This is a genomic window from Streptomyces africanus (assembly GCF_002150735.1).
Taxonomy (GTDB): Bacteria; Actinomycetota; Actinomycetes; order Streptomycetales; family Streptomycetaceae; genus Streptomyces; species Streptomyces africanus.
Genome location: NZ_MUKA01000228.1, coordinates 1 through 22,331, shown reverse-complemented (window position 1 = coordinate 22,331; position 22,331 = coordinate 1). Strand labels below are relative to the sequence as shown.

Annotated in this window: 23 protein-coding genes; 15 read left to right on the top strand and 8 right to left on the bottom strand. The window is 70.6% G+C overall.

The window, feature by feature from the left end; translation table 11 throughout:
• Window positions 1-136 precede the first annotated feature (136 nt).
• The 4 genes from CCL05_RS26795 to CCL05_RS26780 all read right to left on the bottom strand — a co-directional run bounded on the left by CCL05_RS26795 (window position 137) and on the right by CCL05_RS26780 (window position 2,068).
• Window positions 137-643 (bottom strand): SigE family RNA polymerase sigma factor, encoded by a 507-nt coding sequence (locus tag CCL05_RS26795; protein ID WP_086563055.1) that lies wholly within the window; start codon window positions 641-643, stop codon window positions 137-139.
• Window positions 644-823: 180 nt separating this feature from the next.
• Window positions 824-1,174, bottom strand: coding sequence for a DUF8129 domain-containing protein (locus CCL05_RS26790; RefSeq protein WP_086563054.1), 351 nt, complete (start codon window positions 1,172-1,174; stop codon window positions 824-826).
• 86 nt (window positions 1,175-1,260) lie between these two features.
• A complete protein-coding gene (locus CCL05_RS26785; protein ID WP_086563053.1) occupies window positions 1,261-1,626 on the bottom strand; it encodes a DUF6479 family protein in 366 nt (121 codons plus the stop codon).
• A gap of 37 nt (window positions 1,627-1,663) precedes the next feature.
• Window positions 1,664-2,068, bottom strand: coding sequence for a ChaB family protein (locus tag CCL05_RS26780; protein ID WP_086563052.1), 405 nt, complete (start codon window positions 2,066-2,068; stop codon window positions 1,664-1,666).
• A 124-nt stretch (window positions 2,069-2,192) separates the two neighbouring features.
• Here CCL05_RS26780 and CCL05_RS26775 point away from each other — a divergent pair, with 124 nt between their 5' ends.
• The 3 genes from CCL05_RS26775 to CCL05_RS26765 all read left to right on the top strand — a co-directional run bounded on the left by CCL05_RS26775 (window position 2,193) and on the right by CCL05_RS26765 (window position 4,505).
• Window positions 2,193-2,561 (top strand): four-helix bundle copper-binding protein, encoded by a 369-nt coding sequence (locus tag CCL05_RS26775; protein ID WP_086563051.1) that lies wholly within the window; start codon window positions 2,193-2,195, stop codon window positions 2,559-2,561.
• Between the two features lie 118 nt (window positions 2,562-2,679).
• Window positions 2,680-3,858 (top strand): acyl-CoA dehydrogenase family protein, encoded by a 1,179-nt coding sequence (locus CCL05_RS26770; protein WP_086563050.1) that lies wholly within the window; start codon window positions 2,680-2,682, stop codon window positions 3,856-3,858.
• A 62-nt stretch (window positions 3,859-3,920) separates the two neighbouring features.
• Window positions 3,921-4,505: a TetR/AcrR family transcriptional regulator gene (locus CCL05_RS26765; protein WP_086563049.1), complete on the top strand. Its 585-nt coding sequence runs from the start codon at window positions 3,921-3,923 to the stop codon at window positions 4,503-4,505.
• A gap of 10 nt (window positions 4,506-4,515) precedes the next feature.
• Here CCL05_RS26765 and CCL05_RS26760 read toward each other — a convergent pair whose 3' ends face one another.
• Window positions 4,516-6,216: an FAD-dependent monooxygenase gene (locus CCL05_RS26760; RefSeq protein WP_244204426.1), complete on the bottom strand. Its 1,701-nt coding sequence runs from the start codon at window positions 6,214-6,216 to the stop codon at window positions 4,516-4,518.
• 205 nt (window positions 6,217-6,421) lie between these two features.
• Here CCL05_RS26760 and CCL05_RS26755 point away from each other — a divergent pair, with 205 nt between their 5' ends.
• The 4 genes from CCL05_RS26755 to CCL05_RS26740 are packed head-to-tail and all read left to right on the top strand — an operon-like array spanning window position 6,422 to window position 10,214.
• On the top strand, window positions 6,422-7,165 hold the full coding sequence (locus tag CCL05_RS26755; RefSeq protein ID WP_086563048.1) for a methyltransferase domain-containing protein: 744 nt from the start codon (window positions 6,422-6,424) through the stop codon (window positions 7,163-7,165).
• Window positions 7,166-7,203: 38 nt separating this feature from the next.
• Window positions 7,204-8,193 (top strand): hypothetical protein, encoded by a 990-nt coding sequence (locus CCL05_RS26750; protein WP_244204425.1) that lies wholly within the window; start codon window positions 7,204-7,206, stop codon window positions 8,191-8,193.
• Window positions 8,193-9,296, top strand: a complete 1,104-nt coding sequence (locus CCL05_RS26745) for an alcohol dehydrogenase catalytic domain-containing protein (protein WP_086563046.1) — start codon at window positions 8,193-8,195, stop codon at window positions 9,294-9,296. Before CCL05_RS26750 ends, CCL05_RS26745 begins: the two co-directional genes overlap by 1 nt.
• 30 nt (window positions 9,297-9,326) lie before the next feature.
• Complete coding sequence (locus tag CCL05_RS26740; protein WP_208641628.1) at window positions 9,327-10,214, top strand: SDR family oxidoreductase; 888 nt, start codon at window positions 9,327-9,329, stop codon at window positions 10,212-10,214.
• A gap of 15 nt (window positions 10,215-10,229) precedes the next feature.
• On the opposite strand, the gene CCL05_RS26735 is transcribed toward CCL05_RS26740, so the two are convergent.
• Entirely contained in the window at window positions 10,230-10,733 is a 504-nt protein-coding gene (locus tag CCL05_RS26735; RefSeq protein WP_086563045.1) for a MarR family winged helix-turn-helix transcriptional regulator, read from the bottom strand.
• A 142-nt stretch (window positions 10,734-10,875) separates the two neighbouring features.
• Window positions 10,876-11,928, bottom strand: coding sequence for an ABC transporter permease (locus CCL05_RS26730; protein WP_244204424.1), 1,053 nt, complete (start codon window positions 11,926-11,928; stop codon window positions 10,876-10,878).
• Between the two features lie 81 nt (window positions 11,929-12,009).
• Between CCL05_RS26730 and CCL05_RS26725 the strand changes: the two genes are divergently transcribed.
• The 3 genes from CCL05_RS26725 to CCL05_RS26715 all read left to right on the top strand — a co-directional run bounded on the left by CCL05_RS26725 (window position 12,010) and on the right by CCL05_RS26715 (window position 15,246).
• The gene (locus CCL05_RS26725; protein WP_086563044.1) at window positions 12,010-12,495 is read left to right on the top strand and encodes a MarR family winged helix-turn-helix transcriptional regulator; all 486 of its coding nucleotides are present in this window, start codon (window positions 12,010-12,012) and stop codon (window positions 12,493-12,495) included.
• A 162-nt stretch (window positions 12,496-12,657) separates the two neighbouring features.
• Window positions 12,658-14,193 carry an aldehyde dehydrogenase family protein gene (locus CCL05_RS26720; RefSeq protein WP_086563043.1) on the top strand — a complete coding sequence of 512 codons (1,536 nt, stop codon included), beginning with the start codon at window positions 12,658-12,660 and terminating at the stop codon, window positions 14,191-14,193.
• A gap of 90 nt (window positions 14,194-14,283) precedes the next feature.
• The gene (locus CCL05_RS26715) at window positions 14,284-15,246 is read left to right on the top strand and encodes an amidohydrolase family protein (RefSeq protein WP_244204423.1); all 963 of its coding nucleotides are present in this window, start codon (window positions 14,284-14,286) and stop codon (window positions 15,244-15,246) included.
• A 51-nt stretch (window positions 15,247-15,297) separates the two neighbouring features.
• Here the strand turns inward: CCL05_RS26715 and CCL05_RS26710 are convergent, their stop codons facing one another.
• Window positions 15,298-16,071 carry an IclR family transcriptional regulator gene (locus CCL05_RS26710; RefSeq protein WP_244204422.1) on the bottom strand — a complete coding sequence of 258 codons (774 nt, stop codon included), beginning with the start codon at window positions 16,069-16,071 and terminating at the stop codon, window positions 15,298-15,300.
• 120 nt (window positions 16,072-16,191) lie between these two features.
• Here CCL05_RS26710 and CCL05_RS26705 point away from each other — a divergent pair, with 120 nt between their 5' ends.
• The 5 genes from CCL05_RS26705 to CCL05_RS26685 all read left to right on the top strand — a co-directional run.
• The gene (locus CCL05_RS26705) at window positions 16,192-17,268 is read left to right on the top strand and encodes a cupin domain-containing protein (protein WP_086563041.1); all 1,077 of its coding nucleotides are present in this window, start codon (window positions 16,192-16,194) and stop codon (window positions 17,266-17,268) included.
• Window positions 17,265-18,095 (top strand): fumarylacetoacetate hydrolase family protein, encoded by an 831-nt coding sequence (locus CCL05_RS26700; RefSeq protein WP_086563040.1) that lies wholly within the window; start codon window positions 17,265-17,267, stop codon window positions 18,093-18,095. The genes CCL05_RS26705 and CCL05_RS26700 overlap by 4 nt, the downstream gene beginning before the upstream one ends.
• The gene (locus tag CCL05_RS26695) at window positions 18,092-18,817 is read left to right on the top strand and encodes a maleylpyruvate isomerase family mycothiol-dependent enzyme (protein ID WP_086563039.1); all 726 of its coding nucleotides are present in this window, start codon (window positions 18,092-18,094) and stop codon (window positions 18,815-18,817) included. The genes CCL05_RS26700 and CCL05_RS26695 overlap by 4 nt, the downstream gene beginning before the upstream one ends.
• Window positions 18,818-18,833: 16 nt before the next feature.
• Window positions 18,834-20,387 carry an FAD-dependent monooxygenase gene (locus CCL05_RS26690; RefSeq protein WP_086563038.1) on the top strand — a complete coding sequence of 518 codons (1,554 nt, stop codon included), beginning with the start codon at window positions 18,834-18,836 and terminating at the stop codon, window positions 20,385-20,387.
• On the top strand, window positions 20,384-22,331 hold a 1,948-nt coding region (locus CCL05_RS26685), incomplete at its 3' end, for an acetate--CoA ligase family protein (RefSeq protein ID WP_086563037.1). The genes CCL05_RS26690 and CCL05_RS26685, both read left to right, overlap by 4 nt.

Below are 22,331 nucleotides of genomic sequence, written 5' to 3'. Positions count from 1 at the left end.
GAGCCCGGACACCGGCGGCGGGAGCGGATGCCGGCGTGCAGCCGCCGCCGGTGTCCGGGCTCGTAGGGGGTGTGCTGCTGGGTGTCGCGCAGCAGCCGCGACAGGTCCCGCTCGAAGTCGTCCATCGCTTCTCCCTTCACCCCACGGGCCTGACGGCGTCGGACAGGATCTGGCGGAGCCGTGCGACTCCGCGTGACGCGTGGGACCGTGCCGTGCCCACCGGGCAGCCCAGCGCCTGGGCGACCTGGGCCTCGGGCAGGTCCTCGTAGTAGCGCAGCACCACCGCGGCCCGCTGCTTGGGGGACAGCAGGGCAAGCGCGGCCTCCAGCCGCGAGCGTTCCGCCACGGTGGACGACACATCGCCCGGCTCGGCCAGCTCGGGCAGCTGCTCCACCGGGCGCTCACCCCACCAGCGCCGTTTCGCCGAACGCGCCGCCATCCGCACCAGCACCGTGCGGACGTACGCCTCCGGAGCCTGCTCTGCCACCTTCGGCCAGGCGAACCACAGCTTCACCAGCGCTTCCTGCACCAGGTCCTCGGCCCGCTGCCGGTCACCGCCCGTCAGCAGCCGCGCGACATGGAGCAGCGCCGACCAACGGGCGGCCACGAACTCGTCGAAGCCGTCCGCCCGAACCTGCTCCATCCCCACCGCCCCGCGTCTCAGTGACCCCCTGCACCACTGAAAAGACGCTGGACCCCACGTCACGCTGCACTCGCCCGCTGTGATCCACCTCACCCTGTTGGGGGCGCAGGCGCTCTGCGCGCGAAAAGGGCCCGTGCACAGGCACGGGCCCTTCTGGTCGGCTCTGTCCGCCGGGGACACCTACGTGCGGTCACCCTTCGGCTTGCCCCGCTGGTCGGGCGTGCCGTGCGGCGGCGGGCTGAACGGCTGCGGAGACGTGGCGGGCGACACCGGAGAGCCCCCGTGCCCCTCGCCCGCCTCGGGACGCAGCGCGCCCGGATCGCCGGACGTCGGCTCCGCGCCCTCGCGCAGCTGCTCCAGGCGGGAGCCCAGCAGCTCGGTCACCGGCAGCCGGTCGGCGTGCGACCGCTCGTACGCCAGCAGTTCCTCCACCTCGTCCGCGGACAGCGACCGCACACGGCTCTCCAGGCCGCCGATCGGCAGGTGGTCGTAGTCCGGCAGCGGCAGCGTGTTGCGGGCGGGATCGGCCATGGTTCTCACTTCCCTGTGTACGACGTGGGTCCGGCGTGTTCACGTACGACGTGGGGTACGGAGCGCAGTGCCGCGGGGAGCGGGGCTCAGCGGCCGCCGGGGCCGCCGCTGCCGAACGAGCCGCTGCTGCCCTCGTTCCAGCGGGGACGCTCCTGGGTCGCGCTCCTGCGGTCGCTCTGGTTGCCGTGTGCCTTCAGCTCGTGCGGCGTCAGACGGTCCTGGCTTCTCGGCACCTCGTCCGGCTCCCGGCGCTCACTCGTCTCACGGACCGGGCCGCCGTCGGGCAGTCGCGGCTGCTCGTCGGGCCGCGGCGTGGGCAGCTCCCTGCGCTTGACGCGCACGCCGAGGACGAAGGCCCCCAGCAGCAGGACCACGACCACCACACCCGCCACGATCAGCCCGATGCCGAGGGCCCCGCGGCCCGCGGCCATCTCCATCCATGCGCTAGTCATGGCACGCGAGTACCCCTGGTCCGCACCATGAACCTGCTCACCCCGACCGGGCGGACCTGGTCTTCGACCGGTTCTCCTTGCGGACGGCGTCCAGCAGCTCCGCCTTCGACATACGGGACCGCCCCTCGACGCCCAGCCGCTTCGCGAGGTCGTACAGGTGCTCCTTCGAGGCCCGCTCGTCGACGCCCTCGCCGCTGCGGCCGCCCTGCCGCCGGGGCCGGGCCGAGCGCGGGTCCGACGGGGCCTTGCGGCCGCCCTCCTTGCGCTCCCAGTGGTCGCCGACCTTCTCGTGGGTGTGCTTCAGCGCGCCGAAGGCCACGCGGTGCGCGCGCTCTCCCTCGCCGTACTGCTCCACGGCCGAGTCGTGCGCCTTGATCCAGGTGCGCTGCGCCTCCTTGGCGGACCGCTCCAGGGTCGACGGAAGTTCCTGTCGCCCGGGCATGTGACTCACCTCCGTGCGTCGTCGTTCCCGGGCTGCCGGGTGCCCGGCCGGCGAGGCCGGAAAACCGTACGGAACCCTTGGCGCCACCGGGTTTGACCGGCATCGGCGGGGCTACCCGCGCGGTGTGACGACATCCCAGCAGGAGCTGTTCCGGTTCCTGGAGGACCGCTTCGCCTGTGCCCAGGCGTGCACCGAGTGCGCCCGGGCGTGCGCGTTGCGCGCGAGCCTCGTGGACCCCGACGGCACCGAGAACCAGGAACTCGTACGACGCAAGGGCATCATGTGCGCGGAGGTCTGCGACGCGACCTGCCGTGTGCTGTCCGAGCAGAACCAGGTGGACGAGTCGACCATCCGCGTCCAGGTGGAGTGGTGCCGGAGCGTGTGCCTGGAGGCCGCACACGTCTTCGACCGGCAGCCGGGAGCGGAGGACTCGGCGGCGGCGTGCCGGACATGCGCGCGGGCGTGCACGGACTTCCTCTCGACGTTGAACTGAGGAGGCTTTCCGCAGCGGGCCGGCCCGGGGATGTTCCCCGTCGCTCGCCATTCCCAATTTCTGTAACACGTTCTACGGTGTGCGCCGACAGGACCGGCCTTGGGAGCCTGGAGGCGCCGTGCACCTCGAATACACGCCCGAGCAGCAGCGGCTGCGCACCGAACTGCGCACCTACTTCGCCGAACTGGTCCCGGACCACGCGTACGCCCGGCACGGCGACCCGGCCGCCCAGAAGCGGTTCTACCGCGAGACCATCCGGCGGCTCGGCGCGGACGGCTGGCTCGGCGTGGGCTGGCCGAAGGAGTACGGCGGGCGCGGCCTGACGGCGATGGAGCAGTTCACCTTCTTCGACGAGGCCGCCCAGGCCGGCGTCCCGCTGCCGCTCATGGCGCTGAACACCGTCGGCCCGACGATCATGCAGTACGGCACCGAGGAGCAGAAGGCGTACTTCCTGCCGAAGATCCTCTCCGGCGAGATCGACTTCGCCATCGGCTACAGCGAGCCCGGCGCGGGCACCGACCTCGCGTCCCTGCGGACCCGCGCGGTACGCGACGGCGACGACTACGTCGTCAACGGCCAGAAGATCTGGACGACCAACGGTGACACGGCGGACTGGGTGTGGCTGGCGGTCCGTACGGATCCGGACGCCCCGCCGCACAAGGGCATCACGATGCTGCTCGTGCCGACCACCGGCCCCGGATACTCCTGCACCCTGATCAACACCCTCGCTTCCCACGACACCACGGCCAGTTATTACGAGAACGTCCGCGTTCCCGTCTCCCACCGGGTCGGCGCCGAGAACCAGGGCTGGCGGCTGATCACCAACCAGCTCAACCACGAACGCGTGACCCTGGCCGCCCACGGCACCATGGCGATCCGCGCCCTGCACGACGTGCAGCGCTGGGCGATGGAGACCAAGCTCGCCGACGGCCGCCGGGTCGCCGACCTGCCCTGGGTCCGCCGCCTCCTGGCCCGGACCCACGCCCGGCTGGACGCGCTGAAGCTGCTCAACTGGCGGATGGTCGGTGCGGTGCAGGACGGCACCCTCACCCCGCAGGACGCCTCCGCCGTCAAGGTCTACGGCTCCGAGGCCCGGCGCGACGCCTACGCCTGGCTCATGGAGATCGTCGCCGCCCCCGGCGCGCTGAAGGAGGGCTCGGCGGGCGCGGTCCTGCACGGCGAGCTGGAACGCGGTTACCGCTCGGCGGTCATCTTCACCTTCGGCGGCGGCAACAACGAGATCCAGCGGGAGATCATCTCGTGGATCGGGCTGGGGATGCCGCGGGTGCGACGCTGACCGGTTGTGACACCGGTGTCTACACTCACGTGAGATGGAGTGAACTCACGGGAGGAGTCGGGATGCCGCGGAACCGCCAACAGATCCCCCGGGAGGAGCGCACGGGTGATCTGCTAGCCGCGGCCACCGAGCTCTTTCTCTCGAAGGGATACGCCAAGACCACGATGGCGGACATCAGTTCCGCCGCAGGCGTGGCCCGGGGCAACGTCTACTGGTACTTCGACTCCAAGGACCACATCTTCGCCGCCGTCATGAACCGCCTGCTCAGTCGCGAGATCCGCATCCTCAACGAGGAGCAGGCCGGTGCCGACCCGCTGAGCCGCCTGGTGCGCGGGCTGTCCGACATGCGCTATTCCCGGCCGCTGCACCAGGCCATGCACGACCGGCTTCCCCATTCGGAGGCAGTTCGCGAGGCCCACGACACCTTCCTGAACTGGATCGTCGGACTGGTCGACGAGCTCATGGCCGAGCGCGGCCTCGATCACGACTCCGGCGTCGATGCCGCGCTCGTCCGCGATGTCGCGGTAGCCGTGTTCGAAGGGGCGAACGTGCCCAACGACTGGAACAGGCCGGCCCACGAGATGATCCGGTTCCTGATGGAGTCCGTCATGGCCGGGAGTGCAGCGGCCAAGGGACGGGAGCGCTGAAAGCGACACCTCAGACGAGGTGAGTCCCGACTCCCGCTGACACCGCCCGCGCCGCACCGGGCGCTGTCGGGTCCGGAGGCGGGACCGTCGCCCCGCGCACCATGTCGAGTACGGCGACGGGATCCGCGGGGGCCTGCCGGCCCCGCCAGCCGACGTGACCGTCGGGGCGGACGAGCACCAGCGGCCGCTCGTACCGCTCCGCGGCGGCCGGGTCGGCGAGGCACAGCACCGTCAACGGCACCCCGCTCAGGCGCGCGGCCTCCGCCAAAGGCGCCGGGTCCGCGGAACCCGAGACCACGAGCGTGAACCCGCGTCCGAAGTGATCGAGCACCGAACTGCCGTCGGGCAGCCAGACGTGTGGTGCGCGGCAGCCGGGCCACGTCGACGGCAGGTACTCGTCCGGCTCGTCGGGCGGTTCAGGGGTGCCGTCCGGTACGCAGATCGGGGAGCCGCTGTAGCGGTATCCGAGCTGGACACCCGTGCAGCGGAACTCCTTGGCCCGGGACCGGCGGATCTCCTCGCCCATCTCCCGTCGGCGCCGTTCGCCTTCCGCGTCCATGCGGTCGAGCACGGGATCGGGGACGAGCCGCGCGTCGGCCCTCCAGTTGCTGGAGGCTTCCGTGACGTTGCGGACGGCGATCGGCCGCCGCTCCTGTTCGTAGCTGTCCAGGAGCGCCGGTCCTCCCCATCCCTGGAGGGTCGCGGCGAGCTTCCAGCCGAGGTCCACGGCGTCACCGATCCCGGTGTTGGCGCCGAAGCCCCCCTTCGGCCACAGCAGATGCGCCGCGTCGCCCGCGAGGAACACCCGCCCCTCACGGTAGGTGCGGGCCACGACACAGTGTCCGCTCCAGGGCTGCGCGGCGAGGATCTCCACGTCGATCGGCGCACCGACGGCCTCGTGTATCCAGGCGACCGCGTCGTCGGGGTCGGGCTCCTCGTCCAGGTAGACCGAGAGCCGCCATTCGTCCACGCCGTTGACGACCGTGATGTACGGCCTGCGCGCCGACGACAGGGTGTGGATCTGCACCGCGGGGCCGCCCAGCCGCTCCCGCAACAGGTCCAGCAGCTGTGGTGCACGGAAGTGCACCGCGAAGTTGTGTCCCTGGGCGAACATGCCCTCGAACTCGATGCCGAGTGCCCGACGTATGCCGCTGCGGCCTCCGTCACAGGCCACCAGGTACGTGCCGGCCAGCGTCTCGGATTTACCGCTCGCCACATCGCGCACCACGGCCAGGACACCCTCGGAGTCCTGCTCCATCGTCTCCAGGCGGGTGCCGTACCTGAGCTCGACTCCTGGCAGTTCGCTCGCCGTGCGTGCGAGCAACGGCACGAAGGAGAACTTGGACAGGAACGCGGGACCCTCCGGCGTCAGCGGGGTGTACACGCCCGAAGACCGGTTGGTGACCCCGTAGTCGAACTCGGTGAGGACGCGCCCCGTGGCGGAGGTGGCGAACACCGTGCGGTGCGGGTAGCCCGGAGGTGGCGCCGACTCCGTGCGTGCCTCTTCCGCGCAACCCCAGCGGCGCAGGTGTTCCATGGTGCGGGAAAAGATCGCCTCGCCTGCCGGAAAGGGCACGCTGCCGTCGCCCTGATCGATCACGGTGACCGGTACACCACGCCACCCCAACTCGGTCGCGAGTGCGAGGCCCACAGGCCCTGCTCCCACCACCAGGACGCGTCGGGAACCGGCTCTCTCGTGCTGGTCAGACATAAAGATCTGCCTTCCTGAGCAAGGGTGGGACCGCTCGTGACCCCGCCTCTTGAACCGGGGTCAGAGTCGCATGCGTAGGCCGCTGTATGGAAGACCTGGAAAAACACAAGACTTTAGACGGCTCATGTGCGGTGTTACGCTCGTCTCGGGTTCAAGAGAGCCACCGGGACAGGGGTCGGCGGCGGCCTGCACAGGAGGCAACGACGTGAGCACGGAAGTGAAGAACAGCTTCGGTGGCGGAGACCCGTGGGAGTACATCCAGCCGTGGGACGAGGAACGCTTCGGCCCGGAGATCCACGACGTCGGCCTGCGGGCGAAATGGGAAATGGCCATGGCCATCGCCGGCGGCCTGCCGTACATCTGGCAGGAGCTGGCCCGGCCGATCTCCGAGATCGTCTACGGTCTCCTCGAACTCCGTCCCGGCGACCGGGTTCTGCTCATCGGTGAGGGCATCGCGCCCTCCGGATGGGTCGAGGACATGCGGGCCCTGGTGGGACCTGAAGGCGTCATCGACACCGTGGAGATCATCAAGGACGGACGAAACGCCGTCCTCGGCAAGGTCCCCGGTCGGAACGGCCAGATCGGCTGCTGGCGCTGGTCGTACACGGACTCGGTGGACGACGAGGCATACGACTGCGTCGCCGTGCTGCAGGCGACCCAACACTGTGACGACTGGGCCGAGACGGCCGCGGACCTGCTGCGGGTGATGAAGCCCGGCCGGCGCATCGTGCTGGCCGAATCGGTCCTGAAGGGAGCGACGTTCTTCTCCCGTATCAACTCCGACGTCCACCTTCGGCAGTGGTTCGACAAACTCTTCGCGCACGTCCCCGTGGACGACATCCCCTACTACTCCGGAGAGCAGATCCGCGAGGCGTTCGGGGACAAGGTCGACAGCCCTCAGCTCATGGAATGGAAGGGCATCGAGATGTACTGGGGCCGAAAGCGGTGACCACCCAAGGACAAGTACGCCAAGACAAGGAGGTCCCCGTGAGTGTCGTTGAAGACGTCATGGTCCTGGGCTCCGACCAGCCGTTGCGCAGTGTCGTCCGCGACGAGCACCTGCTGCTCTCGCCGCCGCATCCCCCGAAGGTGCCCGTCAAGCTGTGGGGGGAGCACCCGCCGCTGACCGTGGTGCACTACCCGCAGCAGTACGAGCCGGAGGCCTTCGCCCCGCCGCGCGGCGTCTACGAGAACGACGAGATCCGCGTCGAGTGGCAGAAACTCGACGGCCGGCAGCCGTTCTACCACCGCAACTGCGATGTCGACGAAATCTCCTACCAGATCGGCGGCGAGCGGACCCTGATGACCGAACTCGGCGTGATCGAGTTCCAGTCCGGCGATTTCTCCCGTATCCCGCGCGGCGTCGCCCACGACAACTACGGCCGCGAGGACAGCCACGTGCTGTTCTACATCCCCGCACCGGTCACCGAGCTGGCGCCGGCCCGGCGGGAGTCCGTGGCCGTGTTCCCGCCGTTCCCCGGCTGGCAGCCCGGCGAGGCCAACGAGGCGATCACTCAGTGCATGGCCGCGCTCGGCCACGACATCACCGTCTTCGGGGTCGACGAACAGCTCCTGCTGGAGCAGGTGCACCAGGAGGACCGGCGGATGGCGGTGCTGCGGGCCGATCCCGGTCAGGACGTCACCTGGCTGTACTCGACCGATCGCATCCGCCTCGGCATGGTCACCACCAGCCCTGGCGGCGAGCGCCGCTACCGGCGCACCCTCGACGCCGACGAGATCCAGTACCAGGCCCATGGCCACCGCACGCTGATCACCCAGCGGGGCGTCGTCGACCTGGAGCCGGGCGACTTCGTGCGCATCCCGCTCGGCATCTCCCACACCAGCGTCGTGACCGAGCCCGGTGACTACATCAGTCTCCTCTCGCACCAGGAACTGCCTCAGGTCGCCGAGACCACGCGTACGGCGGATGCCTACACCCCCGAACGGCTCCCGAGCCTCACCGCGGGGGTCCGCTGATGGCCACGATGCTCGCCCTGCGAGCGCACCAGGGCGCCGAAGCGCTCGTCCTGGAGGAGGTGCCCGTCCCCGAGCCCGGTCCGCTCGACGTGGTCGTGAAGGTGGCCTCCGCCGGCCTGGCGCCGGGCATCATGCGCCTGCTTGCGATGGGGGCTCTCAAGCATCTGCCCACCACCCTCGGCCACGAGGCCGCAGGCGTCGTCACCGCAGTCGGCCGCGACGTCACCGGCCACGCGGTCGGCGACCGGGTGCGGGTCCACCCCCTGCTGAACTGCCGTGAGTGCGACTACTGCCGCACCGACCGGGACATGATGTGTGCCCAGCAGGCCATGCTCGGCCACGCCGCCTTCGGCGATGCCCCGATGCCCCTGTACGAGCGGTACCACGACGGCGGACTCGCGGAGTACGTCCGTGTCCCGCACTGGCTGATCGATCCCCTGCCGGACTCCGTCGGCTTCGACGTCGCGGCCAAGGTCCAGGATCTGGCCAACGCCGTGCGCGCACTCAAGTGCGCCGACCTTCCGGAACGGGCCACCCTCGTGGTCACCGCCGCGACCGGCACCATGGGAACCGCGACGGTCAAACTCGCGGAGCACTTCGCAGTCGCCCGGCTGATCCTCGTCGGCCGCGACGCCGAGCGTCTCCACCGTGTCGCCGGGCTCGCCGGCGGCATACCGGCCGACGTCGTCGCACTCGACGAACTCCCCGAGAACTGGTCGACCGACGGGGCTCTCACCCGTCGGCTGCGCGAGCTGGCGCCCGAGGGAGCCCATGCCGTCATCGACTTCATCCCGGAGGGTCCCGCCCTCGGCCAGGCCATGGCCGGCATGGCCACCGGCGGCACACTCGTGCACATGGGCGGCAACTCCACCCCGCTGCCGCTGCCTCCCATCGCCCTGATGATGCATTGCTGGCGCTTCGTCACCACGCGCGCCTACACCCGCCAGGACGCGACGGATGTCCTGCGTCTGCTCGCGACGGGCGCCCTCACCGCCGACGAGCTCATCACCCATCGGTTCCCGCTCACCGAAGCACTCAAGGCCATGGACGCGATACAGCAACGGGTCGACGACCCCATGTGGATGACCGTGATCAACCCCTGACCCGACGCACATGCGAGAGGAGCCGGGAAAGTGTCCGAATCAGAAGCCGTACGCAGCCAGGAGCCGCCCCTGATCGCGGTGATCGGGGCGGCCGGGCTCTGCGGTACGTACGTGCTGGAGGCCGCGCTGCGGGCTCCCTTCCGGGTCCGGGCCGTGGTGCACGGCCCGTCAGGGCGGGAACGTGTGGCCGCCCTGGGCGTGGACGACATCGTCGAGGCCGACCTGGAGGAGCCGGACGCCGTCCGTCAGGCGCTGAAGAACGCCGACTTCGTGTTCATGATCCCGCCGGCGTTCCACCCGGAGGAAGACGTGCTCGCGATCAGGGCGCTCGAGGCGGCTGAGCAGGAGGGCGCGCGCCGGTTCGTGTACCTGTCCGTCCTCCACCCGCACACCCCCGGGCTGCGCCACCACCTGCGCAAGGCGAACGCCGAGGCCGCCGTGCGGGCCTCGGGGCTGAACTGGACGATCCTGCAGCCCTCGATGTTCGCGCAGATCGTCCTGTCGACGTGGGGGAGGGCTCCGGCCGGGCACGTGAACGTGCCGTTCAACGTCGGCAACGAGTTCTCGTTCATCGACTTGCGTGACCTCGGGGAAGCCGGCGTCAAGGTGCTCTCCGAGCAAGGGCACGACTCGGCGACCTACGAACTCGCGGGACCTGCCCTCACGTTGGCGGAGGCGGTGCGCTTCGCCGGACGGGCACGAGGAGTGGATCTGGAGGCGAGGACGGTGGACTGGGCGGCCGCACCTCTCCCGCCGGGAGTTGCCGACTCCGCGTCCCGGGCCTCCGACATGCGCGCCATGTGGCAGGACTATGACCGGCACGGCCTGCGCGGCAACAGCAACGTCCTGCGGATGCTGCTCGGCCGTGAGCCCGCGTCGTTCGAGGAAGCGGCCACTGCGTTCGCCGCACGAGGCTGAGGGGTCTCGACGCAGTCAGGAGGGTGTCGACCCGGGGTATGCGCTGGACAGCCAGGGCTGGTTCGAGGATCGACTGCCGATGGCGAGGGCGTCGGGGTTCAGTTCCTCGACCAGACGGTAGAGGAGCCGGTGAATGGTGTCCTTGTCATCCCGAGAGAGCGGCGAGGTCGTCTCCGCTTCGATCTGTCGGGCGATCGACGCGGCACGAGTGGCCGTCGCATGTCCCTCGGAGGTCGCGAACAGACGGATGCTGCGGCGGCTGGTCGGATGCGGTTCACGGCGCAGCAGTCCTCGTTCGACGAGCCGGCTCACCGCGGCCCCCATGGACTGGGCCGTGATGCCGGAGCGGCGCGCGATCTCCGCGGCGGACACCCCCGGCGTCCAGGCGACGTGCTGCAGCGCGTTGTGCTGAGCCAACGTGAGGTCCTCCGCGCGCAGGGCGCGCTCCAGTCGTCCGGCGATGATCTGGGAGAACTGCCAGGCTAGATATCCGGTGGTGGGAAACGCCGCATCGGTCACGGCCGCAGTCTACGAGAGCGCGGCGTGCCGCTTGCGGGCATGCCACCGGTCGGTGACCTGCGCCTCTGTGGCGCGGGCAGCGGCCTGACGTCGCCCCGTCCTCCAGGCGGCCCGGGAACGGCGCTCGGCAGGGAGCCCCGGATCAGGCGGCGGCTGTGCGGCCGGCCCCGCGGGCATCACGCCAGAAGAGCACCGCGGTGGCGACCAGGATCCACGTCATCAGGACGACGACGCCGGCGGTGAGACCGTCATTGTCGAAGTGGGACAAGCCCTGAACGGCTCGTACGCCGACTCCCACCGGGAGGATCTCCGAGAACGGGTGAAGCCAGTCCGGCAGGTAGGCGGTGGGCAGAGTGCCGCCACTTGTGCTGTTGCCGAAGGTGAAGAGGACCACGGCGGCCAGGGACATCCCGGCCCGGCCGAAGACGCGCAGGAACGCCATGGTCGCGCTGCCGACGGCCGCTGCCATCAGGGCGATGATCCCCGCGATGCCGAGGAAGGGCCCCGGCAGCGCCGAGAAGCCCAGGCTTCCGGCTATCACGGCCACCAGGACGCCGGCGAGGGCGCTGAAGGAGGCCAGACTGGCCAACCGCCACCGGTATTCCAGGCGAGGAGCCATCTGGTAGGTCATCATGCCGAACAGGAACCCGGCCAGCACGACGCCGAATCCGGCGTAGAACACGGACATACCGCGGGTGTCGCCCGCCGAGGCCGGGACGACGTCCCGCACGGTCAGCCGGTCGTCGTTCGCCTTGGCGACGCCGGAGAAGGCGCCGGTGACCGTCGAGGTCACGGAGGGGCCGTTGGCTCCGGCGTAGAGCAGTTCGGCGGTGCTTCCGGTGCCGGTGACATAGGCGGCGTACACCTCTCGGTCCTGCAGCGCTTGGCGGGCCGCACTCTCGTCGGGGTAGCGCTTCACCTCGAACCCGCCGGGCAGTCCGAGCTCCAGCCCGCCGGTGATCCGCTCGAGCCGCTGGGTCGTTCCGACGACGGCGACCGGAAGGTCGTGCGGGCGCGGGGAGTGAAAGGCGGCCAGGAACACGCTGACGAAGATCGAGCCGATGACCAGCACGATCACGACCGGGAGCACAACCCCCTTGACCCCGGTGGCGCCCTGGGGCGCTGGAGCGGTGTCCATCGCGTGGTGATGGTTCGCGTGGCGCGGCTCGGCGGAAGTGGCGGGCGGTGTGGACATGAGGAGGTTCCGTCTCTCATTGGAAGGTGCCTTATAGTTCTACCATAGAAATATCAGGTGCCTTATGGTCTGGAGCCGCTCATGCACCGCACTCACGTTGATCCGTCCACGCGCATGGGCTACCTGGCATGGCAGACGGTGCATGTGATGGGGGCGCGTCTTGAGAGAGCGCTGCGTTCGCTCGACCTCACGACGGCGCAGCACAACGCGCTGCAGCACGTCGCCTGGACGCCGGGAATCTCCGCGGCTGAGATCGCGCGCCGGACCGGCTTCACTCCTCAGTCCATGGGCGCCGCGGTCGGCGCGCTGGTGGACCGCGGCCTTCTGGCTCGCCGCGACCACCCTTCGAGCCGCAGAACCGTCCAGCTGACCATCACCGACAGCGGCGAGGAGCTCGCCGCCCGCGCACGGGAAGTGGTGGAACGGCTTGACAGGGAAGCGCTCGCAGTCCTCGCCCCCGCCGAGCGGGCTGTCATTCACTCCCTGCTGCTCCGCGTGCTCGCCGAGCTCAATCCCGATGCCCTGCCGTCCTCTGATCGGCGCGAGGCGGGCTCCGCAGCGGTGTGAGCGCGGCCCCGGGTTCTCTTGGCCGTGAGTCAAGAAAGATGCCACCGGTACTCTCGCCAATTCCCTGCGATTGACTGGATCGGCACTCCAGATCTAACTTGGCCCACGTTCAAGAGCAACAGCTGGCACGCATGTGGCCATGTGAGAAAGCAGGAGAGACCCATGACCGACAACACTCCAACGATCACCCGTGACGGAGTCATAGGGCAGGACGGGAGCGAGGTAGTCACCGTCGATCAAGCCACCGGAGCCGAGTTCGCCCGTTACCCCGTGGCCGGCAAGGAAGAGGCCGCCGCGGCCGTCGCCGCCGCCCGCTCGGTCGCCGGGGCCTGGTGGGACCTCGGGTTCGAGGGCCGGGCGGAGCGGCTGCGCGCCTGGCGGCGGGAGATAGCCGTGAGCGGCGAGGAGGGGGCCGCCCTCATCCACGCGGAGAACGGCAAGCCTCTCGACGAGGCCCGCGTGGAGGTGCTCGGAATTCTGGAGCACGTGCAGTACGCCATCGAGAACGCCGAGCGCGTGCTCGGACGCCGGGAGCTCCCCGGCAGCCCCACCGTGCCCAACCAGCGTGCGTGGGTCGAGTACCAGCCCTACGGCGTCGTCGGTGTCATCGGCCCGTGGAACTTCCCCCTGCTCACGCCGGGAGCCATCCTGGTCGAGGCGATCGCGGCAGGGAACGCCGCCATCCTCAAGCCCAGCCAGATCACGCCCGGCATCGGGGAGTGGATGGTCCGGACCTGGCAGCGTGCGGTCCCCGACCTCCCGAACGTCCTCCAGTGCCTCAACGGGTTCGGGGCCACGGGCCAGGCGCTCATCGAGGCCGGCCTCAACAAGCTCGCGTTCACCGGCAGCGTCGCCACGGGCAGGACCGTGGCCGCCCAGTGCGCGCAGACCCTGACCCCCGTCCTGCTGGAACTCGGCGGGAAGGACGGCGTCATCGTGGCCGAGGACGCCGACCTGGACGAAGCTGCCAAGCATGTCGTCTGGGGCGCCATGCAGAACACCGGCCACGGCTGCATCAGTCTCGAAGTGGCCTACGTCGTCGAGTCGGTCCACGACGAGTTCGTCGAGAAGATCAGCGACCTTGCCCAGCAGGTACGCGTCGGCAGCGACGAGGACGCGGAGATCGGGCCGGTCCCCCTGCCCACCCAGATCCCGGTCATCCGGGAGCACATCCAGGACGCTCTCGAGCGCGGCGCGACAGCCACTGTCGGTGGCCTCGACGCAGTGGGGGAGCGCTATGTCACCCCCACCGTCCTCGTCGGCGTGACCCCCGACTCCCTGGCGGCGACGGAGGAGACGTTCGGGCCCACGCTCGCCGTCGTGAAGGTCACCGACACCGAGGAAGCCATCGCGCACATCAACGCCGGCCGGTACGGACTGGGCAGCGCCGTCTTCAGCCGCGACCGCGGTGAAGCCATCGCTCGCCGACTGCGCGTCGGAATGACCAGCATCAACGACGCCCTGGTGTTCTCCATGAACCCCGCGGTGCCTTTCGGCGGCCGAGGCGACAGCGGTTACGGGCGCAAGCAGGGCGAGGAGGGACTGCGGGAGTTCGCCTACGCGCACTCCTTCACCGCCAAGACAGGCCCCGCCCGGTTCTCCGCCTCGACCTTCGGCAGGCCCGCGGGCGCGATGGCGGGAGCGCTCGCCGGCGTGCGCAACAGGATCCTGGCCGAGGGCGGCGAGACGACCGACTGAGCAGCCGCTCGCAAGCAGCCGATGCCAGGTCCGCCGGCCCGATCCCAAGGCGGCTGCTCGAAGCACCACCGGAACACTGTGGAGGAAAAGATGCGCATCGTGGCTGTGGAAGAGGCATTCTCCGTTCCTGGAACCATCCGGCAGGAGGAAGCGATCCGGCAGCGTATGGCGGTGCCGGAGGCGATGAAGCAGGAGTGGTTCCGTCGCCTGGACGATCTGACCGAACTGCGACTGGCGGACATGGACGCCAACGGAGTCGATGTCCAGGTGCTGTCGTATTCCACGCCGGGTGTGGAAGTGATGGAGGATCCCGCGGAGGCCGTAGCGGCCGCGCGGCGGATCAACGACCATCTCGCCAAGGCGGTCGCCGCACATCCGACCCGTTTCGCGGGCTTTGCCACCCTTCCGTTGCAGGACCCGAAGGCCGCGGTCGTGGAGCTGCGCCGGGCGGTGCAGGAGCTCGGGTTCAAGGGTGTGCTGCACAACGACCATGTGCGGGGGCACTATCTCGACGAGCCGCGGTTCAGGCCGGTATGGGCCGAGCTGGAGCGCCTCGGCGTGACGCTGTATCTGCATCCGGCTGTGGTGCCGGCGGACAACTGGCGGGTCTTCGACGGGTATCCCGTGCTGGTCGGGCCGTCCTGGGGCTGGACCGCGACGACGGGTGCCCATGCGCTCCGGCTGATCTACGGCGGCGTGTTCGACGAGTTCCCGGGCGCCTCGGTGATGTTGGGACACATGGGCGAGCTGCTGCCGTTCCAGACGGCCCGGCTCGACAGCCGCTACGAGCAGGTGCCTGCCGAGCACAGGCTGCAGCACCTGCCCTCGTACTACCTGCAGAACAATGTGTATGTCACCACCAGCGGAGTCATGTCGCATGCCGCGCTGCTGGGAGCCGTCCATGCCGTCGGTGTCGACCGGGTGCTGTTCTCCATCGACTACCCGTTCGAGTCCAGCGCCGAGGCGGTGGGGTTCCTGCGTTCCGCACCGTACGCGCCGGCCGATCTCGCGCGCATCGCGCACGGCAACGCCGAGCGCGTTCTGGGACTGTGAACGGATCGACACGCCACCACCCGGCTTGACGGTGGCGTGCGCCGCAGTCGTTCACAGTCCCTGCCCGATGTCCCGCACGGCCGTCAGCAGAGGTCGGGACAGTTCCGTGAGCCGTGCGCGGGTGCAGCGGACGGACGGAGCCGCCACGGCCACGGCGGCCACGACGGTGCCGGCGTGGTCGCGCACGCAGGCACCGACGGCGTGCACTCCGCGCTCGCTCTCCTGGAGGTTGAGGGCGTAGCCGTGGCGGCGCACGGACACCAGCTCGTTCATCAGGCTCTCGAAGTCCTTGGGAGCTCTGGCCCGGTCCTCGGGGAGCCCGTTGGGGTAGAGGGCCCGGAGCCGGTCCGCCGGCAGTGCCGCGAGCATGGCCTTGCCGCCCGAGGTCGCGTGGGCGGGCAGGAGGGTGCCGGTGCGGTAGCTGACACGCAGCGCCTGGGGGCCCTCGACGCCGTCCAGGAAGCGAGCACCGTTGCCTTCGAGCACCATCAGGTGGGTCGTCTCCCGTACGGCGTCCGCCAGCCGTAGCAGGTGGGGATGGGCGATGGTGATCAGGTCCGGGGGAGGGGCCGTATGGCTTCCCCTGATCGCCTGCAGAGCCGGCCCCGGCCGGTACACCTTGTGGCGGTCCTGCGCGGCGAATCCCTCGAAGATGAGCATCGCGAGGATCCGGTGCGCGGTCGAACGCGCGACGCCCAGCCGGTCCGCGACGTCCATCACCCGCAGCTCGTCGAGCTCGTGCAGCAGCCGGACGACGCGCAGGGCGTTGCCGGCGGCGCTCACCGGATAGGAGGGGCTGGGCGAAGGGCTGGTCGAATTCTCCATAGAGGAATCCTACCCTTCAAGGATTCCGATGAGGGGAAACGGCGGCGTAGCGTCAGGGGTCAGCGCGGAATGAAGCGCGCTTCTTCCGGCGGTCGCCGAACACCCGACGTGGAGGTTTCCATGACCGACACCACCAGCGAACAGACCGAGCGCGAGCTGCTCGACGAGCTGTACGCGGACTTCGCGGACGCGGGCCTGATCCCGCTGTGGACCCAGGTGGACGGACTCATGCCGATGTCGCCGCAGCCCGCCGCGGTCCCGCACCTGTGGCGGTGGGCGGAACTGCTGCCCATCGCCCAGCGCTCCGGAGAGCTCGTACCGGTGGGGCGTGGCGGCGAACGCCGCGCCATGGCCCTGTCCAACCCGGGCCTTCCGGGCCTCCCTTACGCTACTCCGACTCTGTGGACCGCGATCCAGTACCTGGGTCCGCGCGAGGTCGCCCCCTCGCACCGGCACAGCCAGGGAGCCTTCCGGTTCGTGGTCGAGGGCGAGGGCGTGTGGACCAACGTCGACGGGGACGCGGTGGCGATGCGGCGCGGTGACCTGCTGCTCACGCCGAGCTGGGCCTTCCACGAGCATCAGAACGTCACCGACGAGCCGATGGCCTGGCTCGACGGCCTCGACATCCCGCTCGTCTCCAAGCTGGACGCCGGCTTCTTCGAGTTCGGCCCCGACGAGCTCTCCACCCGCGAAACCCCCGAGCGCTCGCGCGGCGAACGACTGTGGGGCCATCCCGGACTGCGCCCGATCGGCCAGCCCGAGCGGCCCAACTCCCCGCTGAACGCCTACCGCTGGGAGCACACCGACGCGGCCCTGACCGCCCAGCTGGAGCTGGAGGACGAAGGAGTAGCCGGTGTGATCGAGCCCGGGCACGCCGGAGTCCGCTTCTCCAACCCCACCACCGGCAAGGACGCCCTGGTCACGATGCGCACCGAGATGCGCCGACTGCGGGCCGGCACACAGACCGTCCCGGTGCGCTCGGTCGGCTCCGCGGTCTGGCAGGTGTTCGACGGCGAGGCCGTCGCCCGGGTCGGCGACAAGGTCTTCGAGATCGCCAAGGGCGACCTGTTCGTCGTCCCGTCCTGGTGCGAGGTCTCGCTGTCCGCCCGTACCCAGGTCGACTTTTTCCGCTTCAGCGACGAGCCCGTCTACGAGGCCCTGGGCCTCGCCCGTACCTCCCGAGGAGAACAGAAGTGAAGCTCGCCACCATCCGGGTCAACGGCACCACCCGCGCCGTCCGCGTCGACGAGGACAAGGCGGTGGACCTGGGCGAGAGCGACCTGGTGGCCTTCCTGCGCCACGGCGACTGGGCGGCGCGTGCCGCGGACGCCGCCGGTGACGCGTACGAGGGTGCCCTGGACTACGCACCGGTCGTCGTCGCACCGGAGAAGGTCGTCTGCGTCGGCCTCAACTACCGCACCCACATCCTGGAGATGGGCCGCGAACTCCCCTCCCACCCCACCCTGTTCTCCAAGTTCGCGCGGACGCTGGTCGGCGCCTACGACGACGTGACCCTGCCCGCTGCGTCCACGCAGACGGACTGGGAGGCAGAACTCGGCGTCGTCATCGGTGCCGAGGTCCGGCACGCCGACCCGGAGCAGGCGCGGGCCGCGATCGCCGGGTACACCGTGCTCAACGACGTCACCGCCCGCGACTGGCAGTACCGCACCACCCAGTGGGACCAGGGCAAGAACTTCGAGGCCACCACCCCCATCGGGCCGTGGCTGGTCACCGCCGACGATCCCGCGGTCTCCGCCCAGGGCCTGAGCCTGACCTGCGAAGTCGACGGCGACACGGTGCAGAAGGCCGACACCGGTGACCTCGTCTTCGACCCGGCCACACTGGTCGCGTACCTGTCCGAGATCGTCACACTCGTGCCCGGCGACGTGATCGCCACCGGCACGCCGGGCGGGGTCGGCCACGCCCGCAAGCCCGCCCGCTATCTGCAGGACGGTACGCGCCTGGTCACCCGCATCGAGGGGATCGGCGAGTGCCGCAACACCTGCCGCCGGGAGACGCGGTGAGGGCACGCCCGGCCGCGATGCTGGAGCAGGCCGCCAAGGGCACGGCGGAATTCGAAGCCGCCGTGCACCGGCTGACCGACCCCGGGTTCACCAGGCCCTCGCACCTGCCGGGCTGGAGCAGGGCCCACGTCGTCGCCCATGTCGCCCGCAACGCCGACGCGCTCGTCAACCTGCTGACCTGGGCGCGCACAGGTGTCGAGACGGCCATGTACGCAAGCGGCGACCAGCGTGCGCGCGAGATCGAGGAGGGCGCCCGGCGGCCGGCCGAAGAGCTGCGCGCGGAGCTGCTCGCCGCCGACCGCAGCCTCGCCGCGGAACTCGCCGCACTGCCCGACGAGTGCTGGGCGGCGACCGTCCGCACCGCCCGAGGCCGTGAGGTGCCCGCCTCTCAGGTGCCCTGGATGAGGGTGCGCGAAGTGTGGATCCACGCCGTCGACTTGAACATCGACACCAGCTTCGACGACGTCCCGCGCGAGGTGTGCGCCGCGCTCCTCGACGACGTGACCGCCACCTTCCGGGCCCGCCCGGACTGTCCCCCCGTCACGCTGCGCACCGAGGACGGCGCGCGCACCTGGTCCCTGGGCGCGCCCGGCAGCGCGGATCCCGTCGTGACGACCGGTGACCTTCCCAGCCTGGCCGCCTATGCGACCGGGCGCCCCGTGCCCGGCCCCCTGTACCCGACCGGCGGGGGAACCCTGCCGAAACTGCCCGCGTGGCTGTGAGCGCGAAGGAAAAGCCATGAAAGTTGCCTGCATCGGCGCAGGTCCCGGAGGACTCTTCTTCGCCACGCTGCTGAAGCGGAGCCGACCCGACGCCGACGTCGTGGTCTTCGAACGCAACCGCCCCGACGACACGTTCGGCTTCGGAGTGGTCTTCTCCGACGCCACCCTCGACGCCATCGACGCCGCCGACCCCGTCCTCAGTGAGGCGCTGGAGAAGCACGGCCGGCACTGGGACGACATCGAGGTCCGCGTGCACGGTGCACGGGAGCGCGTCGGCGGCATGGGCATGGCGGCTGTCGTACGCAAGACGCTGCTGAGCCTGTTGCAGGAACGAGCCCGCGCCGAGGGCGTGCAGACGCGTTTCCAGCACGAGGTCCGTGACCCCGCCGAGCTGGACGACTTCGACCTGGTCGTCGTGTGCGACGGCGCCAACAGCCGCTTCCGCACCCTGTTCGCCGACGACTTCGGACCGACCGCCGAGGTGGCGAGCGCGAAGTTCATCTGGTTCGGCACCCCGTACATGTTCGACGGGCTCACCTTCGTCCACCAGGACGGCCCCCACGGCGTCTTCGCCGCCCACGCCTATCCGATCAGCGATTCGCTGAGCACCTTCATCGTCGAGACCGACGCCGGCTCGTGGGCCGCGGCCGGCCTCGACGCCTTCGATCCCGCCACCCCGCCGGGCCCGAGCGACGAGAAGACCAAGAGCTACCTGGAGGACCTCTTCCGCGAGCAGATCGACGGGCACCCGCTGGTCGGCAACAACTCCCGCTGGGCCAACTTCGCCACCCGCAGGGCCCGTTCGTGGCGACGGGGCACGTGGGTGCTGCTGGGCGACGCGGCGCACACCGCGCACTTCTCCGTCGGGTCCGGCACCAAGATGGCCATGGAAGACGCGGTCGCGCTGGCCGAGGCCCTGGAGGAGGCGCCGCACAGCGTGCCGGAGGCACTCGACCTCTACGAGGAGCGCCGCCGCCCCAAGGTCGAGAAGATCCAGAACTCGGCGCGGCCCAGCCTGTCGTGGTGGGAGCACTTCGGCCGCTACGTCCGGACGCTCGACGATCCGACGCAGTTCGCCTTCCACTTCCTCACCCGCAGCATCCCGCGCGGCAAACTCGCCGTGCGCGACGCGGCGTACGTGGAGCGCGTCGACGCATGGTGGCGGGACCTCCATGAAGCGCCGCCCCTGGAGACACCTTTCCGAGGCGGCCCTTTCCGGCTTCCCTCATGCCATGTGACGGTCGGCGACGATCTCCTGACCGGGGCCGACGGCACAGCGATCCCGATGCTCCCTTTCAGCGGTGAGTCGTCGAGCGCGGGTGTGTGGATCGACGCCCCGGACACCGAGGAGGGACTGCCGCTCGCCCTCGATCAGGTACGCGAGGCGGCAGAGGCAGGCGCCCCGCTCGTCGGCGTACGCGGTGGTACGACGCTGACCCGCGTACTGGTCGCGGAGGAGGTACGGCTCGCGCACGGGCTGCCCGCCGCGGTGATCGGCGCGTACGACGACGACACCGCGACCACGCTCCTGCTGTCCGGCCGGGCCGACCTCATCGGAGTCGTCAAGTGAGCGCCCTGAACGCGCTGTTCGCGCCGCGAGCCATCGCCGTGCTCGGCGCATCGGCCACGCCCGGGAAGCTCGGCGCGGCGATGACCGACTCCCTGGCCTCCTTCCCGGGGCCGGTGATGAAGGTCAACTCCGGCCGCCCGGACCCCGATCAGGGCTTCTTCCCCACCGTCGGCGACGCGGCCGCCGCCCATGGCGTCACACCGGACCTGATCGTCTCCTGCATACCGGCCGCTGTGACCGCGGAAGCCCTGCGCGAGGCGGCAGCCGTCGGTGCCCGCACCACACTCGTGTGCGCCGGCGGGTTCGCGGAAGCAGGGGGCGACGGTGCGCTGCACCAACAGGCGTTGGCCGAGGTGGTGCGGGACACCGGCATCCGCGTCCTCGGGCCGAACACCTCCGGCTTCCTCGCCCCCCACCGGCGGCTCACGGCCAGTTTCGTCCCGGGCGCGGCCGATCTGGAGCCGGGAGCGGTGGCGGTCGTGGCGGCAAGCGGGGGCGTGAACCACGCGCTGGCCTTCGCCCTGGCCGAGGCCGGCGCCGGCCTGCGCCTCGGGGTCGGCCTGGGCAACAGCCTGGACGTCACCCAGGCCGACGTCCTGGGCCACCTCGCCGAGGACGACGGCGTACGGGCCGTCGCCCTGCACGTGGAGACCGCCGCCGAAGGCCGCCGCCTCACCGATGCGGTACGCCGCTTGACCGATCGGGTCCCCGTCGTGGCCCTGGTCGTGGGCCGCAGCGACATCGGCGACTTCGCCCGCTCCCACACCGGCGCCCTGGCCACCTCCTGGCGCGTGACCAGGACGGCCCTGCGCCAGGCCGGAGCCGTCCTCGTCGACGACGAACGCGACCTCGTCGACGCCGTCACAGCCCTCAGCCGGGTACGGCTCCCCGCCCATCCACGCCCGGGCATCGGCCTGGTCACCGCACAGGCCGGGCCCGGACTGCTGCTCACGGACGGCCTGCGCTCTCACGGCATCCAGGTTCCGCCGCTGGTCGAGCGGACGGCTAAGGAGTTGCGCGAGCTGCTCCCGGCCCTCACCTACCTGAACAACCCCGTCGACACCGGCCGCCCCTCGCCCGCGCTCACGCAGGTCGTGGAGCGGGTCTCCGAGGACCCCGGCATCGACCTCACCGCCGTCTACGGGCTGCTGGAGCCCACCGCCGTGGACCTCCCGGCCGCGCTGGCCGCCGCCCGTACCGCCACCCCGCTCGTCGCCGTCGTCGGCGGACCCGTGGAACAAGCACGGCGGACCCGCCGGGAACTCGGCGCAGCCGGCATCCCCTGCGCGGCCACACCGGCCTCCGGATCGGCCATGGTCCGCGCGCTCGTCGAGGACGCGGCTGCTCGCGCCCGCCTGGAGGCCGCCGACGTCACCGCGTCCGGTGCATCCGCGCTGTCGCTGTCCGGCCCCGTCGACGAGCACACCGCCAAGGGCGTCCTCGCGGACCTGGGCATCCGTACGCCCGTACGCCGCGCGTGCGCCGACCCGGCCGCGGCACACGCGGCTCTCGCGGAGCTCGGCGGACCGGTCGTCGTGAAGATCCTCGACGCGGAGATCCTGCACAAGACGGACGTCGGCGGGGTCCAGGTCGGCATCCGCACGCACGAGGAGCTCGACGACGCCCTCGCGCGCATGCCCGCAAGCCCCGCACTGCTGGTCGAACAGATGGCCCCCGCGGGCCCCGAACTCGTCGTCGGCATACGCCGCGACCCGGTCTTCGGTCCCGTGCTGGCTCTGGGCGCCGGGGGAACGGCGGCCGAAATCCTCGGCGACGTCTCCCTGCGTCTCGCGCCCCTGTCCGCGCACGAGGCCCACGCGATGCTCGACGAGCTCGCCACGCGGGAGATGTTCCTCGGCGCGCGCGGCGCCACCCCGGTCGACCGTGCGCGACTGACCCACGTGCTGCTGGCTCTTTCCTCCCTCGCCGCCGAGAACACCGTGG

What these genes read in the sequence shown, in the direction of transcription:
- CCL05_RS26795 (WP_086563055.1), bottom strand. Translation starts at nt 643, where the DNA reads ATGGAGCAGGTTCGGGCGGACGGCTTCGACGAGTTCGTGGCCGCCCGT.
- CCL05_RS26790 (WP_086563054.1), bottom strand. Translation starts at nt 1,174, where the DNA reads ATGGCCGATCCCGCCCGCAACACGCTGCCGCTGCCGGACTACGACCAC.
- CCL05_RS26785 (WP_086563053.1), bottom strand. Translation starts at nt 1,626, where the DNA reads ATGACTAGCGCATGGATGGAGATGGCCGCGGGCCGCGGGGCCCTCGGC.
- CCL05_RS26780 (WP_086563052.1), bottom strand. Translation starts at nt 2,068, where the DNA reads ATGCCCGGGCGACAGGAACTTCCGTCGACCCTGGAGCGGTCCGCCAAG.
- CCL05_RS26765 (WP_086563049.1), top strand. Translation starts at nt 3,921, where the DNA reads ATGCCGCGGAACCGCCAACAGATCCCCCGGGAGGAGCGCACGGGTGAT.
- CCL05_RS26760 (WP_244204426.1), bottom strand. Translation starts at nt 6,216, where the DNA reads ATGTCTGACCAGCACGAGAGAGCCGGTTCCCGACGCGTCCTGGTGGTG.
- CCL05_RS26745 (WP_086563046.1), top strand. Translation starts at nt 8,193, where the DNA reads ATGGCCACGATGCTCGCCCTGCGAGCGCACCAGGGCGCCGAAGCGCTC.
- CCL05_RS26730 (WP_244204424.1), bottom strand. Translation starts at nt 11,928, where the DNA reads ATGTCCACACCGCCCGCCACTTCCGCCGAGCCGCGCCACGCGAACCAT.
- CCL05_RS26725 (WP_086563044.1), top strand. Translation starts at nt 12,010, where the DNA reads ATGCACCGCACTCACGTTGATCCGTCCACGCGCATGGGCTACCTGGCA.
- CCL05_RS26720 (WP_086563043.1), top strand. Translation starts at nt 12,658, where the DNA reads ATGACCGACAACACTCCAACGATCACCCGTGACGGAGTCATAGGGCAG.
- CCL05_RS26715 (WP_244204423.1), top strand. Translation starts at nt 14,284, where the DNA reads ATGCGCATCGTGGCTGTGGAAGAGGCATTCTCCGTTCCTGGAACCATC.
- CCL05_RS26710 (WP_244204422.1), bottom strand. Translation starts at nt 16,071, where the DNA reads ATGGAGAATTCGACCAGCCCTTCGCCCAGCCCCTCCTATCCGGTGAGC.
- CCL05_RS26705 (WP_086563041.1), top strand. Translation starts at nt 16,192, where the DNA reads ATGACCGACACCACCAGCGAACAGACCGAGCGCGAGCTGCTCGACGAG.
- CCL05_RS26690 (WP_086563038.1), top strand. Translation starts at nt 18,834, where the DNA reads ATGAAAGTTGCCTGCATCGGCGCAGGTCCCGGAGGACTCTTCTTCGCC.